Source organism: Burkholderia sp. R-40 (assembly GCF_049942845.1).
Lineage (GTDB): Bacteria > Pseudomonadota > Gammaproteobacteria > Burkholderiales > Burkholderiaceae > Burkholderia > Burkholderia ambifaria.
Genome location: NZ_CP187967.1, coordinates 1,971,802 through 1,986,291 on the forward strand (window position 1 = coordinate 1,971,802; position 14,490 = coordinate 1,986,291).

Here is a 14,490-nt window from a genome sequence, read left to right on the forward strand (position 1 = left end):
CTCGCGCCGGCGTTGTGTTTTTTTGCCGCGGTTTCGTTATCGGCCGAGCGTCGCCTGCATCGCGCGCTCGATGTCCGCGCGCAGGTCGGCTTCGTCCTCGAGACCGACGTAGAAGCGCACCAGCGTGCCGCGATGCGGCCAGTCCGCACGCATCGACGCGACGTCGTAAGGCATCGCGAGGCTGCACGCGCCGCCCCAGCTCCAGCCGATCGCAAACAGTTCGAGCGCCTCGACGAAACGATCGATCTGCTCGCTGCTGTAGCGTTCATCGAATACCACCGAGAACAGCCCGCCCGCGCCGGTGAAGTCGCGCACGAACGACGCGTGTCCCGGGCAATCGGCCAACTGCGGATGCAGCACCGCCGCGATCTCCGGCCGCGCCTTCAGCCATTGCGCGAGCGCCAGCGCGCTCTTGCTGTGTGCATCGAAGCGCACCTGCATGCTCGGCAGGCTGCGCAGCACGAGCGAGCAATCGTCGACCGAAACGCCGATCCCGCAGCGCATCCGCGCGAGCTTCAGTTGCGCGTGCAGCTCGGCGTTCGCGGTGATCGTCGCGCCCATCAGCACGTCGCTGCCGCCCGATTGATACTTGGTCAGCGCCTGCACCGAGATGTCGACGCCATGCTCGAACGGCTTGAACGCGAGCCCGGCCGAATACGTGTTGTCGATCGCGGTGACGATGCCGCGCGCCTGCGCGACCGTCGTGATCGCACGCACGTCGGGCACTTCCATCGTCACCGAGCCCGGCGCCTCGATCCAGATCAAGCGCGTGTTCGGCTGGATCAGCTCGGCAATCCCGGCGCCGACGAGCGGATCGTAGAAGCGTACGGTGATGCCGAAATCCTTCGCGAGCCAGTTGCCGAAATCGGCGTTCGGCCCGTAGACGTTGTGCGGGATCAACACGTCGTCGCCCGCCTTCACGATCCCGAAATAGACGTTCATGATCGCCGCGAGGCCCGACGGCTGCAGCAGCGCATGCGCGCCGCCCTCGATCTCGGCCAGCCGCTGCGCGAGCGCGAGCGACGTCGGGGTCGCGTGCAGGCCGTAGCGCCACTGGTTGTCGTTGTGCCAGACCAGCGCGCGCATCGTCGCGAGATCGGGGAACACGACCGTCGATGCACGCGCAACCGGCGGCACGAACGAACGGAAGCCGTCCGGAATGACGTCGTCGGGTTGAACGATGCGGGTCTGGAGTGCGCGCTTCGGAGTGGATGCAGTCATGGCAGGAGGCCCGGGGAAAGGCCGTTCGGTTGCGGAATGTGTCGCTACATTAGCCAAATTCGGCGCGGTTGGCCCGGTACAATGCGCGCCGCGCGCACCGAGCCAGCGCGCGCGCTCAGTCGTCGGTGCGCAGATTGACGATGCCGCTGACCGTCTCGATTTCCTGCACGCGGCCGTCGCGTACCTGCAGCGCCGCGCGCTTGCCCGGCGCCGCGCGCAGCACGACCGGTTGCGGATCCGATTCGTCCGAGTTCATCCGGTCGGCCTTCAGCTCGCCCGTCGAATCGAAGCGCCCGATCCACACGCCCGTGATGTTCGTGCCGTCGTTCGATTCCTCGATTTCGAGCGTGTCGCCGTCGCGATCGCCGGCGAGCAGGATCACCTCGCCCGTGTCCGTGAACTGGTATTCGCCGTGCACGCCTTCCTCGTCCGTCTTCGGGCCGAGATGCGCGACGATCGGCCGGTCGCCGAGCGTGCCCTCGTAGCGCGGCAGGCGGGCGAATTCCGGGTTCGGCCGCAGCGGCCGTACGGGCGCCGCTTCATCCTGCTGCGCGCCCGGCGCGGCGGGCTGGGCCGCGACCATGCCAGGCATCGCGAGGCCCGCCGCCAGCGCGCCGGCGATTACCAGCGCCCGTTGCCATTCCAGATATCGACCCACCTTGTGTTGCTCCCTTACTTCAGATTCGCTCGAAAAACCTGGCGATGAGTTGCTCGTCGCCGATGTATATCGTCACGAGCGTATAGCCGCCGCCGATGCAGTACGCGTGCCGCCCGCCCCCGTTCAGGTCGCGCGCGCCATCCGAAGGTTCGAATGAGCGCAGCGCATGGCCGGCGTGCGGGATCCGCGTCAGCCGTGCACCAGACGTTCCACCGCATCGCGATGCGGAATCGGCGCGACCGCGCCGTAGCCCGTCGTCGACAGCGCCGCCGCCGCGTTCGCATAACGCGCCGCCGCGAACGGATCGTCGCCGGCGACGATCCGCGCGACGAACGCGCCGCCGAAGCAGTCGCCCGCGCCCGTCGCGTCGACGGCCTCGACCGCGAAGCCCGGCACCACGCGCCGTTCGTTCGGGGTCGCGACATACGCGCCTTCCTTGCCGAGCTTCAGCGCGACGACCCGAGGCCCGTGTTCGAGCATCGCATCGACGATCGCGTCGCGATCGTTCGCGCCCGTGAGCGCCGTGACGTCGTCCCAACTCGGCAGGCAGATGTCCGTCTGGCGCAGCGCCTCGCGCATCACCGCGCGGGCGCGTGGCAGCGGCCACAGCTTCAGGCGCAGGTTCGTGTCGAAGCTGACCTGCGCGCCGTTGCTGCGCGCATGGTCGATCGCCGCGAACGCGGCATCGCACGCGGCCGCGCTGATCGCGAGGCTGATGCCCGACAGGTGCACGGCCTTCGCCGCGGCCAGCGCGTCGAGCGGCAGGTCGGCCACCGTGTAGCGGCTCGCCGCGGAGCCCGCGCGCAGATAGTCGAACTGGTGGCCGTCGGCGCCGTGCGTGACGAAATACACGCCGGTCGGCGCCGCGCGGTCGATCCGCACGTAGGTCGTGTCCACATGCTCCGCCGCCCACATGCCGGTCAGCAAGCGGCCGAACGGATCGTCACCGATCGCCGACACGAAGCCCGTCGACGCGCCCTGGCGCGCCGCGGCGATGCAGAAGTTCGACGTGTCGCCGCCGAAGCCCTGCAGAAACTCCGGACGCCCCGGCTGCGACTGGTTGAATTCGATCATCGCCTCGCCGAGCGCGAGGATCTCCGGAAATGCCGCGGTCATCGCTTACACCTCGCCCCACAGGTCGTGGCCGTCCGCGCCCGTGATCTTCACCGACACGAAATCGCCGACCTTGTAGCGCTTCGATGCCTTCGTCGCCGGCTCGACGTAGACGACGCCGTCGATCTCCGGCGCATCCGCCGCCGTGCGGCCGATGCCACCTTCCGCGCTGACTTCGTCGATCAGCACCTTGAGGGTCTTGCCGACCTTGCGCTGGATGCGCTGCGCCGACACTTCCTCGGCGACTTCCATGAAGCGCGCGCGGCGTTCTTCGCGAACGTCGTCCGGCAGCGCGCCGTCCAGTTCGTTCGCGGTCGCGCCTTCGACCGGCGAATACGCAAAGCAGCCGACGCGATCGAGTTCCGCCTCGCGGATGAAGTCGAGCAGCGTTTCGAACTGCTCTTCCGTCTCGCCGGGGAAGCCGGCGATGAACGTGCTGCGGATCGTCAGGTCCGGGCAGATCTCGCGCCACTTCTGCACGCGCTCGAGCACTTTCTCCGCGTTGGCCGGGCGCTTCATGCGCTTCAGCACTTCCGGATGCGCGTGCTGGAACGGCACGTCGAGATACGGCAGCACGTGGCCCTTGAACGGGCCTTCGGCCATCAGCGGAATGACTTCGTCGACACTCGGATACGGGTACACGTAGTGCAGGCGCACCCATGCGCCGTACTGCGCGGCGAGTTCGCCGAGCGCGGCGACCAGATCCGTCATGCGCGTCTTGATCGGCTTGCCGTTCCAGAAGCCCGTGCGGTACTTCACGTCGACGCCGTACGCGCTCGTGTCCTGCGAGATCACGAGCAGTTCCTTCACGCCAGACTTGAACAGGTTCTCCGCCTCGAGCATCACTTCGGCGACCGGACGCGACACGAGATCGCCGCGCATCGACGGGATGATGCAGAACGTGCAGCGGTGGTTGCAGCCTTCGGAGATCTTCAGGTATGCGTAGTGGCGCGGCGTGAGCTTGATGCCGGCGGCCGGCACGAGATCGACGAACGGGTCGTGCGGCTTCGGCAGGTGCGAATGCACGGCCTGCATCACTTCGCCCACCGCGTGCGGGCCGGTGACGGCGAGCACCTTCGGGTGGACTTCCTCGATGAGGTTCGAGCCGCTCGCGCTCGACTTCGCGCCGAGGCAGCCGGTGACGATCACCTTGCCGTTCTCGGTCAGCGCTTCGCCGATTGCGTCGAGGCTTTCCTGCACCGCTTCGTCGATGAAACCGCAGGTGTTGACCACGACGAGGTCGGCGCCGTCGTACGTGCCGGAGATTTCATAACCTTCGGCGCGCAGCTGCGTGATGATTTGTTCGGAGTCGACGAGGGCTTTCGGGCACCCGAGCGATACGAAGCCTACTTTGGGGGACTGAGACATCTGGAATGTGGGGGCGTGGCGGCAAAAGCGTGAGTTTACAGCTATTTATGGGCGGCGAGCCAAAATGAGCGGCTGGCGACGGCGTGGGCCGCCCGCTCGAATACGCGACATGATGGGCGGCGGGTCACGAATCGTGAGTTTGATACGACCCTTTCATTTCGGGGAGGGCTGTCGGCCTACCACCAGCGCCACGTCCGGCAACGCGCGCTCGGCGTGTTCCTGCGCGCATTCGCAGGCATCGGCGCCGGCCTGTCCGGCCTCGTCCCGCCCTCCCGCCCCCGCTTCGGCCCGGTCGTTGCGATCGCATATGCGTGGGCCGGCAGGCGAGCACGATGCGCAACCGCGGTCGCGCAACAATCGCCGCGGATTCGCGGCGCTGCCATGCGAAAATCGAAGCCATCGCTCTCTTCCATCCACTCAACGGGGCTCGCATGACCACCCACATCACGATCGAATTCACCGAGCACGCGGCAGAAGCCATCGGTGAGCAAACCAGCACCAGCTTCTCCTACGACCAGGGTGCCCACGTGCCGCAGCCCGGCGATTTCGTCGAGCTCGAAAATTCCCGGCAGACGTTTTTCGTGATCGGCCGCGTGTTTTCGCTCAAGGCCAACTACAGCGCGGTCAAGCTCGTTCTCGATCTACCGCCATCGGATGGCGAAGACGGATTCGATCCGGCGTCATGACGCATCCAGTCCCGTGACGAAATCGCAAAAAGTCCACCGAAGCAGGCCCGTACTCGATCCGATGCTCACTTCGGATACGTCGCCGCCGTCAGGCACCGGTTGAACCAGATCGCCTCGTCGCCATCGCCGACCAGCCACAGCGCCGCATCGAGTTGCGGCCGGCCGGTTGTCGGCGCAGGCGCGTAACTATCGCTGTCGACCGTACCCGAACGCACGCAGCCTGCGCGCCGCCGTTATCGCGTGCCTCCGCCAGCGCCTCGCAGAACGCCACCGGGCGAAGCTTCCCACCATCGACCGCACTCACCGCGCGGTACTGACAAACCGCACCGGCGACCCAATCCTCGCTCCGGCTGCAGACACGTGCACGATCCTGCACGAGTACCACACCGAAACACGCCTATGAAACGTATGCGCCCGGCGGCACGCTCGTCGATGGCCTTGCGCACTTCGTCGGTGGCGGCTGCCAGCCTCAATACCTAAGGCAATTATTCAAAAAAATCGGCCGAGCAAATAAAAATAAATAAAAACACAAACCGCACCACAACCAAAAATCATAAAAACAACAATGATCGGTAGATTTATTTTACTCCAACCATCATTAACCCCAGCCTTTGCCGGACCGCACAACACACAATTCACCATAATATTTTAAAACACTCAACAATCCACAAAAACCATTTCCAAATCCGCCACCCCCATTCAACACCCAATTAATCTCCGATATATTTCACGTCGATCAGACATCGGCGCCTGTTCGACCAGCCAATACTGAACCGTGCATTACCTGTATCACAACCCAAGCAATCCACTCATTCACCAAGGAAAGACCATGAGAAAACTCGCGACCACCCTCGTTTTCGCGATGATGCTTGCCGCATCCTCGTACGCCTCCGCGGAATCGCTTTGCAAGGCAGGTAAAATCGACAAAATCGAAACCGATACGAGCGGCAACCTCCTCATATCCATCAACGACGGCATTTACTCGTTCAGTGCCAAGGAAGTTTTTCCGATCATCTACTCGGCATTTTCCGAAAATAGAAATCTCTTTATTTACGGAAATAACTGCGCGAACGGATCGGCGGCAAGCCGCTTCGCGGTTCGATAAGCCGGCCGAAAATCCGGCCATCGGCATCTTTTACAATCAGCGCTTTATCTGATATTCGGCCGACCGGGCTTTGCCGGTCGGCCTTGTGCGTTTTAATCTGCACTGATGTGCTACGGTACAACAACGCCCATGCACTCGCGGGCAATGCCACCGTGCGGACAATCATTCCGCGACGCGGCCCGTTGCCGTCCCACACGGGCCGTCCCCTACGGGCCGTCCCGCGCGATGCCGGCGCGACACTTTGCGCGTCCACACCGGATCGCCGCTTACTTCTTCTCCGGCTCCGTCGCGCCCGGTTGCTTGAACGGGAACGTGTTGAACATCGACTTCGCCTGGTTCTGCATCTGCTCCTGCATCTGCACGAACATGTTCTTCGACTGCTCGATGTAGCTCGTCATCATCCCTTGCATCATCGGCGCCTGCATGTTCATGAACTGCGACCAGACTTCCGGATTCATCGCGTTGCCTTCGTACAGGTTCTTCGACTGATCCGTCAGCTTGTTCTGGATGTCGATGAACGCCTGGATGTTCTTTTCCAGGTACGTGCCCATCATGCCCTGCATCGCATGACCGTAGAAACGGATGATCTGCGACAGCATCGACGACGAGAACATCGGCACGCCGCCACTCTCCTCCTCGAGGATGATCTGCAGCAGGATGCTGCGCGTCAGGTCTTCGTTGGATTTCGCATCGACGACCTTGAAGTCCTCTTGTTCCAGCACGAGTTGCTTGACGTCGGTCAGCGTGATGTACGTGCTCGTCTCGGTATCGTAGAGCCGGCGGTTCGGGTACTTCTTGATGAGCCGCTCGGCCGTTTTCTTTGTAGTAGTCATGTAACGCCTTTGAGTGCAGCGTAGCGCAAGTGACAAATCCCCGCCGCCCGGATCCGGGAGGCGGGGGCTTTCGGAAACGCCAGGCTGCGCGGCCAACCGGGCCCGGGCAGCCCGACGTTCAGCCCATGTGCAGGCCGCCGTTCAGCGAGAAGTCGGCGCCCGTCGAGAAACCGGATTCGTTCGACGCGAGCCACGCGACGATCGAACCGATTTCCTCCGGCGCGCCAAGACGACGCACCGGGATCGTCGCGACGATCTTCTCGAGCACATCCGGACGGATCGCCTTCACCATGTCGGTGCCGATGTAGCCGGGCGAAACGGTGTTGACCGTCACGCCCTTCGTTGCGACTTCCTGCGCGAGCGACATCGTGAAACCATGGATGCCGGCCTTCGCGGTCGAGTAGTTCGTCTGCCCGAATTGCCCCTTCTGGCCATTCACCGACGAAATGTTGATGATCCGGCCCCAGCCACGCTCGACCATGCCGTCGATCACCTGCTTCGTCACGTTGAACAGGCTCGTCAGGTTGGTGTCGATCACGGCCGTCCAGTCTTCGTGCGTCATCTTGCGGAACACGACGTCCCGCGTGATGCCCGCGTTGTTGACCAGCACGTCGATCTCGCCGACTTCAGCCTTGACCTTGTCGAACGCTGCCTTGGTCGAGTCCCAGTCGCCGACGTTGCCTTCCGACGCGATGAAATCGTAGCCGAGCGCCTTCTGGTCCTCGAGCCATTTCACACGGCGCGGCGAGTTCGGGCCGCAACCCGCGACCACCTTGAAGCCGTCTTTCAACAGACGCTGGCAGATGCTGGTGCCGATGCCGCCCATCCCGCCCGTTACGTACGCAATTCGCTGAGACATAAATCTCACTCCATTTTTTGGTTTCGAGACCCGCCGGAGGCCCCTCTGACTTCACGTGGCGCCGGCCGAAGCCGCAATCGGCCGGCGCACGGATTGGTTTGGCGTTGACGGACGACCGGTTACGGACGTTCGACCGCGAGTGCGACACCCATCCCGCCGCCGATGCACAGCGACGCCAAACCTCGCTTCGCATCGCGCTTGACCATCTCGTGCAGCAGCGTCACCAGGATCCGGCAGCCCGATGCGCCGATCGGGTGACCGATCGCGATCGCCCCGCCGTTCACGTTCACCTTCGACGTGTCCCAGCCCATCTGCTTGTGCACCGCCAGCGCCTGCGCCGCGAATGCCTCGTTGATTTCCATCAGGTCCAGGTCGCCCGGCGTCCAGCCCGCACGCTCCAGCGCGCGGCGCGATGCCGGCACCGGGCCCATGCCCATTACGCTCGGATCCACGCCCGCATTCGCGTACGCCTTGATCCGCGCCAGCGGCGTCAGGCCCAGTGCCGCCGCCTTTTGCGCCGACATCACCAGCACCGCCGCCGCACCGTCGTTCAGCCCCGACGCGTTCGCCGCGGTCACCGTGCCTTCCTTCGCGAACGCCGGCTTCAGGCCCGCCAGCGATTCCGCCGTCACGCCGTGACGCACGAACTCGTCGGTCGCGAACTGCAGCGGCTCGCCCTTGCGCTGCGGAATCGACACCGGCACGATTTCGTCGTTGAAGCGGCCGGCCTTCTGCGCGGCTTCCGCCTTGTTCTGCGACAGCGCCGCGAACGCGTCCTGGTCTTCGCGCGTGATCCCGTATTCCTTCGCGACGTTCTCCGCCGTGATGCCCATGTGGTACTGGTTGTACACGTCCCACAGGCCGTCGACGATCATCGTGTCGACCAGCTTCGCGTCACCCATCCGGAACCCGTCGCGCGAGCCCGGCAGCACGTGCGGTGCCGCGCTCATGTTTTCCTGGCCGCCCGCGATCACGATCTCCGCGTCGCCCGCCGCGATCGCGTTCGCCGCCAGCATCACGGCCTTCAGGCCCGAGCCGCACACCTTGTTGATCGTCATGCCCGGCACCGCGCTCGGCAGGCCGGCCTTGATCAGCGACTGACGCGCCGGGTTCTGTCCCGAGCCGGCCGCCAGCACCTGACCCATGATCACTTCGCTCACCTGCTCGGGCTTCACGCCCGAGCGCTCCAGCACCGCGCGAATCACCGTCGCGCCCAGTTCCGGTGCCGCGATCTTCGCGAGCGAGCCGCCGAATTTGCCGACCGCGGTCCGCGCGGCCGATACGATCACTACGTCCGTCATTTCCCTTTCCTCCAGGCCCGCACGACACGGCGCATCGTTACCGGCCCTGTTAAAAAAACTGCGGTGCACCGGACAGCGTGCGCTGCCGTCCGGCTTTCGTCAATCGCGCTGCAACACGTAACGGCCCGGCGCCGGCTCGATCACCGGGAACTGCGCGGAACCGGGCTGGGCAGGCGGCGCCACCTTGCGGCCGCCGTACTGATCGAGCCACTCGACCCAGGTCGTCCACCAGCTGCCCGGCTGCTCGGTCGCGCCGGCAAGCCAGTCGTCCGCGGATTCGGGCAGGTCGCCTTCGTTGACCCAGAAGCTGCGCTTCTTCTTCGCCGGCGGATTGATCACGCCCGCGATGTGACCCGACGCGCCGAGCACGAACTTCAGCGGGCCCGTCAGGATCGACGTCGACGCGTAGGCCGTCTGCCACGGCACGATGTGATCCTCGCGCGACCCGTAGATGAAGGTCGGCACGTCGATGCGCGACAGGTCGACGGATTCGCCGCACACGGTCAGCGCGCCCGGCACGCGGAGCTTGTTCTCGAGATAGGTATTGCGCAGGTACCACGCGTACATCGGACCGGGCAGGCTCGTCGAGTCGCTGTTCCAGTACAGCAGGTCGAACGGCGCGGGCGTGCGGCCCTTCAGGTAGTTGTCGACGACGTAGTTCCACACGAGGTCGTTCGGCCGCAGGAACGAGAACGTGTTCGCGAACTCGACGCCGCGCATCAGCCCGGGCGCCGTGCCGTTCTTGCCGCCGATGGTCTGCTCGCGCATCTGCACGTGCGCCTCGTCGACGAACACGTCGAGGATGCCGGTGTCGGTGAAGTCGAGCATCGCGGTCAGCAGCGTCATCGACGCGGCCGGATGTTCGCCGCGCGCGGCGAGCACCGCCAGCGCGGTCGCGAGCATCGTGCCGCCGACGCAGAAGCCGAGCGTGTTGATCTGCTCGCGGCCGCTGACCTGCTGCACCGCGTCGATCGCCGCGAGCAGCCCTTCGTTCATGTAGTCGTCCCACGTCTTGTGCGCGACCGATGCATCGGCATTGCGCCACGACACGAGGAACACCTGATGGCCGCTCGACAGCGCATGCGCGACGAGCGAATTCTCGGGCTGCAGGTCGAGGATGTAGAACTTGTTGATGCACGGCGGCACGATCAGCAGCGGCCGCTCGAACACCTTGTCCGTCTTCGGCGAGTACTGGATCAGCTGGATCAGGTCGTTCTCGTACACGACCGCGCCTTCGGTGCACCCGAGGTTCTTGCCGACGACGAATTGCGATTCGTCGGTCTGCGAAATCTTGCCGCGCTGCATGTCGCCGAGCAGGTTCATCATCCCCTGCCGCAAGCTTTCGCCCTGCGTCTCGAGGATCGACTTCTGGGCATCGGGATTGAGCGCGAGGAAGTTGCTCGGCGCGGCGGCGGCCGTCCATTGCTGGACGGAGAAACGAATGCGTTCGCGCGTCTTCGGATCGGTCTCGAGCGCGTCGGCCAGTTCCTGCAGGTAGCGCGCGTTGAGCAGATACCACGCCGCCGCGAACGCATGCGCGGGCGAGGCCTTCCACGCATCCGAGCTGAAGCGGCGGTCCTTCAGTTCGGGCGACTCGAGCTTCGCGGCGGCCGCCTGCTGCATCAGCGTCACGCAGTCGCGCGCATAGTCGGCCTGCAACTTCTGGAGCCGTTCGGGCGAGATCGCGGCTGCCGGCAGCTTCAGCCCCGCGAACGGAGACGCCATGCTGCCGAAGCTGCTCAGATCGGGCATCGACGGCATCTGGAACGGAAGCGATGTCGGGAACTGGAATGCGGCGAACGGGTTCGCGGTGGTCGCGGCCGTGGCGGCGCGTGCCGGATCGGCGAAACCACGCCAGGCATTCAGCCATGCTTCGAACATCTGCTGCATCGGCTGGACCGCCTGGCCGAATCCGGCGCTGCCTGCGGAAGTGCCCGCCTGAGCGGACGTCGACGAATTTTTCGATGCTGTCATTACCTGCCTTACCGGTGATTCGTGAGCGTCAATCGTGAAATCCTGCTCGCGCGCGGCGTGCCGGCTGCGAGCCGGGCCGTCATGCTCTGGAGAGGCGTCTCCAGATTCTGCCGCAGTGCGGTATTTTTATCATTATCGTTTTCCCCATGTGAAGGCCTGGGTCAAACCACTGAACGTTTCTGCCCGGAGATAATCCACGCGCAACAGGCGGGACAAGGCTTCCGGCGAACCCTCAAATATTTTGGTTGACTTGACTTCGGGATTATTCATTCGGTTGTCCATGCAACGCCGCATTGCCGCGTCAATATCGAGATAAACCGATTTTGCAGCGCAATAAACCGCGCGCGCAAGCGCGCGATCCGTCGTCAATCGGCCAGCCAGATCGCCGCCGCCATGCGGCCGGTCACGCGGTCGCGCCGATATGAATAGAAGCGCGTGCGTTCGGTGACCGTGCAGGCGGACCCGCCGCTCACGTGCGCAACACCTGCACGCGCGAGGCGCAGGCGCGCGAGCGCGTACAGGTCGGCGTGGAACTTGCCGGGCGCGCCGTCGATCGCGACGAACGCTTGCCGCGTCCCATCATGCTCCGACTGCGCAGCCGTGTCGAGAAACGCGTCGCGCACGTCGGCGCCGACTTCGAACGCCTGCGGGCCGATCGCGGGCCCGAGGTACGCATGGACTTCATCCGCCGCGCCGCCGGCGAGCGCCGCGACGCGAGCCGCGGTCTGTTCGATGATGCCGGCCGCGAGCCCGCGCCAGCCCGCGTGCGCGGCACCGACCGCCCGGCCCTGCGCGTCGCACAGCAGCACCGGCAGGCAATCCGCGACCATCACGACGCAGACCGCGCCCGCGCGGTCCGTCACGCTCGCGTCGGCCTGCACGGGCGCCGCGGCATCCGGCGCGGCGTCGATCACCTCGTCCGCGCGCACGATCCGCGCGCCGTGAACCTGCTCGAGCCACGCCGCGCGCGACTGGCCGGCCAGCGCGAGCAAGCGCGCGCGATTCGCGGCGACATGGGCCGGATCGTCACCGGTATGCAAGCCGAGATTCATCCCGCCCGGCAACGCGGCGCCGTCCCGCCAGCGCCCGTACGGACCTTCGCTCACGCCGCCGTCGCGCGTCGTGATCAGCGCGCGAACGCGGGGTGACACCTGCCAGTCGGGCTGTACGCAGTCCTGCCACGTCAACGGCGCCAGGTTCGTCATCGGCACTCACTCCTCCTCGTCGTCGTCCGGATCCGACTCGTCGTCGCAATCCTCGTCGTGATCCTCGTAATCCTGATATTCGCCGGCGAAATCGTCATCGTCGTAGACGCCTTCGTCATCGTCGAATTCCTCGCTGGCCTGCCCGAAACCGAGCGCCGCGATGAGCGCGTTCATGTCGTCCGGCAACGGGCAGCGCCACTGCATCGTCTTGCCCGTGAGCGGATGCACGAGGCCGAGCCGCCACGCGTGCAGCGCCTGCCGCGCGAACCCGTCCGGCAGCGGCGCGACCGAGCGCTTGCCGCGCGCGCGGCCGTACACCGGATCGCCGAGCAGCGGATGCCCGACATGCGCGCAGTGCACGCGGATCTGGTGCGTGCGGCCGGTTTCGAGGTCGCACTGGATCGCGGACACCGGCTGACGTTGCCACAGGCATGTGTCAACCGTACGGAAATGCGTGCGCGCGGGCTTGCCCGACGCCCCGGTGACGACGGCCATGCGCGTGCGCTCGCGCGGATCGCGGCCGATCGGCGCGTCGATCGTGCCGTCTTCGGGCATCGTGCCCCACACGAGCGCGAAATAGCGGCGCTTCACCGTGCGCGCCTGCAGCTGGCGCACGAGGTCGGTCTGCGCGGCAAGCGTGCGCGCGACCACCATCAGGCCCGACGTTTCCTTGTCGAGCCGGTGCACGATCCCGGCGCGCGGCAGGCCGGCCGCGGCGTCGCCGTAGCGATGCAGCAGCCCGTTGAGAATCGTGCCGCTCCAGTTGCCGGCGGCGGGATGGACGACGACGCCGGCCGGCTTGTTGATGACGAGGAGCGCGTCGTCCTCGTAGATCACGTCGAGCGGCACCGGCTCCGGCGTGAACGCCAGCTGCTCCGGCAGCAGGTCGGGCACGAGCTCGATCCTGGCGCCGAGCGGCACCGGCTGGCGGATCTTCGCCGGCGCGCCGTCGATCAGCACGCGCTGCGCCTCGATCCAGCTCTGCAGGCGGCTGCGGGAGAATTCGGGGAACAGCTGGGCAAGCGCCTTGTCGAGGCGCTCGCCCGCGAGCGACAGCGGCACTTCGACGACGCGCGGCGTCTCATCGGCCGCCGCGGACGGCACGACAGGCGGTTGCATCGCGCCTGCAGCCAGGCCGTCATCGGGAGAATCCCCCGATGCGGCGTCGGCGGGCCGATCGCTTGGGCTATAATCTTCGCGATTTGACTTGCCCCGCGGGGCATTCTGCGAACTTGAACGGGTCATTTAGACTGGGTCACCGAGACTTGAAGCTAGGACATGCGAGCATGATGAATTCGACCAAACGTACGGCCAAAACCGTCGCCGCCCGAGCTGCGGCGGTAGCGGCCGCGGCCCTCATCGCCGGCTGCCACGGCTTACCGCAGAAGCAGGACGAGACGGCTACCTGGTCGAACAACAAATTATACTCAGAGGCCCAGGATGCACTGTCCGGCGGCGACTGGGGCAAGTGCGCGAAATATTTCGAATCGCTGCAAGGCCGCGATCCGTTCGGTCATTTCGCGCAACAGGCGCAGATCAACGTCGCGTACTGCAACTGGAAGGACAACGAAGCGGCAGCCGCCGACCAGGCCGTCGACCGCTTCATCCAGCTGCACCCGGATCACCCGGATATCCCGTACGCGTACTACCTGAAGGGGATGATCCACTTCAACGACGATCTCGGCCTGTTCGGCCGCTTCTCCGGCCAGGACATGAGCGAGCGCGATCCGCAGGCACTGCGCGAATCGTACGACGCGTTCAAGGTCGTCGTCGACCGCTACCCGAAGAGCAAGTATGCGCCCGACGCCGCGGCGCGGATGCGCTACATCGTCAACGCGCTCGCGTCGCACGAAGTCCACGCGGCCGACTACTACTATCGGCGTGGCGCCTACGTCGCGGCAATCAACCGCGCGCAGCTCGCGATCAAGGACTACAAGGGCGCGCCGGCGATCGAGGACGCGCTGCACATCATGATCCTGTCGTACGGCAGGCTGAACCAGCCGCAACTCGCGGAAGACACGAAGCGCGTGCTCGCGGGCACCTTCCCGGACAGCCCGTACATCACCGGCCACTCGCGCCCCGGCACGAAGAAGTCGTGGTGGCAGTTCTGAGCGACGCTCACCGCACAAAAAAACCCGGCCATCGAGCCGGGTTTTTTATTGGCGCC

The 14,490-nt window shown here is 65.4% G+C and carries 15 protein-coding genes; 3 read left to right on the plus strand and 12 right to left on the minus strand.

The genetic code is table 11. From position 1 onward, the window contains the following. Positions 1-36: 36 nt before the first annotated feature. The 4 genes from ACP26O_RS09085 to rimO all read right to left on the minus strand — a co-directional run bounded on the left by ACP26O_RS09085 (position 37) and on the right by rimO (position 4,360). Positions 37-1,221 carry a cystathionine beta-lyase gene (locus ACP26O_RS09085; RefSeq protein WP_175666491.1) on the minus strand — a complete coding sequence of 395 codons (1,185 nt, stop codon included), beginning with the start codon at positions 1,219-1,221 and terminating at the stop codon, positions 37-39. A 115-nt stretch (positions 1,222-1,336) separates the two neighbouring features. Continuing rightward, the gene (locus tag ACP26O_RS09090; protein WP_105834496.1) at positions 1,337-1,879 is read right to left on the minus strand and encodes a hypothetical protein; all 543 of its coding nucleotides are present in this window, start codon (positions 1,877-1,879) and stop codon (positions 1,337-1,339) included. A gap of 189 nt (positions 1,880-2,068) precedes the next feature. Further along, positions 2,069-2,995, minus strand: a complete 927-nt coding sequence (locus ACP26O_RS09095; RefSeq protein ID WP_175666490.1) for a sugar kinase — start codon at positions 2,993-2,995, stop codon at positions 2,069-2,071. 3 nt (positions 2,996-2,998) lie between these two features. Beyond that, entirely contained in the window at positions 2,999-4,360 is a 1,362-nt protein-coding gene (gene rimO / locus ACP26O_RS09100) for a 30S ribosomal protein S12 methylthiotransferase RimO (protein ID WP_175660882.1), read from the minus strand. A 431-nt stretch (positions 4,361-4,791) separates the two neighbouring features. Here rimO and ACP26O_RS09105 point away from each other — a divergent pair, with 431 nt between their 5' ends. After that, positions 4,792-5,046 carry a hypothetical protein gene (locus ACP26O_RS09105; protein WP_011657003.1) on the plus strand — a complete coding sequence of 85 codons (255 nt, stop codon included), beginning with the start codon at positions 4,792-4,794 and terminating at the stop codon, positions 5,044-5,046. Between the two features lie 65 nt (positions 5,047-5,111). Here the strand turns inward: ACP26O_RS09105 and ACP26O_RS09110 are convergent, their stop codons facing one another. Beyond that, on the minus strand, positions 5,112-5,261 hold the full coding sequence (locus ACP26O_RS09110; protein WP_175666489.1) for a hypothetical protein: 150 nt from the start codon (positions 5,259-5,261) through the stop codon (positions 5,112-5,114). Between the two features lie 614 nt (positions 5,262-5,875). On the opposite strand from ACP26O_RS09110, the gene ACP26O_RS09115 reads away from it, so the two are divergent. Further along, positions 5,876-6,151 carry a hypothetical protein gene (locus ACP26O_RS09115; RefSeq protein ID WP_175666488.1) on the plus strand — a complete coding sequence of 92 codons (276 nt, stop codon included), beginning with the start codon at positions 5,876-5,878 and terminating at the stop codon, positions 6,149-6,151. Positions 6,152-6,417: 266 nt separating this feature from the next. Here ACP26O_RS09115 and phaR read toward each other — a convergent pair whose 3' ends face one another. The 7 genes from phaR to ACP26O_RS09150 all read right to left on the minus strand — a co-directional run bounded on the left by phaR (position 6,418) and on the right by ACP26O_RS09150 (position 13,568). Beyond that, positions 6,418-6,984 (minus strand): polyhydroxyalkanoate synthesis repressor PhaR, encoded by a 567-nt coding sequence (phaR, locus tag ACP26O_RS09120; protein WP_011657006.1) that lies wholly within the window; start codon positions 6,982-6,984, stop codon positions 6,418-6,420. Between the two features lie 118 nt (positions 6,985-7,102). Continuing rightward, positions 7,103-7,843: a 3-ketoacyl-ACP reductase gene (locus ACP26O_RS09125; RefSeq protein ID WP_011657007.1), complete on the minus strand. Its 741-nt coding sequence runs from the start codon at positions 7,841-7,843 to the stop codon at positions 7,103-7,105. Between the two features lie 119 nt (positions 7,844-7,962). After that, the gene (locus tag ACP26O_RS09130) at positions 7,963-9,144 is read right to left on the minus strand and encodes an acetyl-CoA C-acetyltransferase (protein WP_426281476.1); all 1,182 of its coding nucleotides are present in this window, start codon (positions 9,142-9,144) and stop codon (positions 7,963-7,965) included. 99 nt (positions 9,145-9,243) lie between these two features. Further along, positions 9,244-11,118 carry a class I poly(R)-hydroxyalkanoic acid synthase gene (gene phaC, locus ACP26O_RS09135; protein ID WP_175664797.1) on the minus strand — a complete coding sequence of 625 codons (1,875 nt, stop codon included), beginning with the start codon at positions 11,116-11,118 and terminating at the stop codon, positions 9,244-9,246. 132 nt (positions 11,119-11,250) lie between these two features. Next, complete coding sequence (locus ACP26O_RS09140) at positions 11,251-11,388, minus strand: hypothetical protein (RefSeq protein WP_175660663.1); 138 nt, start codon at positions 11,386-11,388, stop codon at positions 11,251-11,253. 95 nt (positions 11,389-11,483) lie between these two features. After that, on the minus strand, positions 11,484-12,323 hold the full coding sequence (gene pgeF / locus ACP26O_RS09145; RefSeq protein WP_175701278.1) for a peptidoglycan editing factor PgeF: 840 nt from the start codon (positions 12,321-12,323) through the stop codon (positions 11,484-11,486). Between the two features lie 6 nt (positions 12,324-12,329). After that, positions 12,330-13,568: an RluA family pseudouridine synthase gene (locus ACP26O_RS09150; protein ID WP_175664799.1), complete on the minus strand. Its 1,239-nt coding sequence runs from the start codon at positions 13,566-13,568 to the stop codon at positions 12,330-12,332. 41 nt (positions 13,569-13,609) lie between these two features. Between ACP26O_RS09150 and ACP26O_RS09155 the strand changes: the two genes are divergently transcribed. After that, on the plus strand, positions 13,610-14,434 hold the full coding sequence (locus tag ACP26O_RS09155) for an outer membrane protein assembly factor BamD (protein WP_175664800.1): 825 nt from the start codon (positions 13,610-13,612) through the stop codon (positions 14,432-14,434). Positions 14,435-14,490 lie beyond the last annotated feature (56 nt).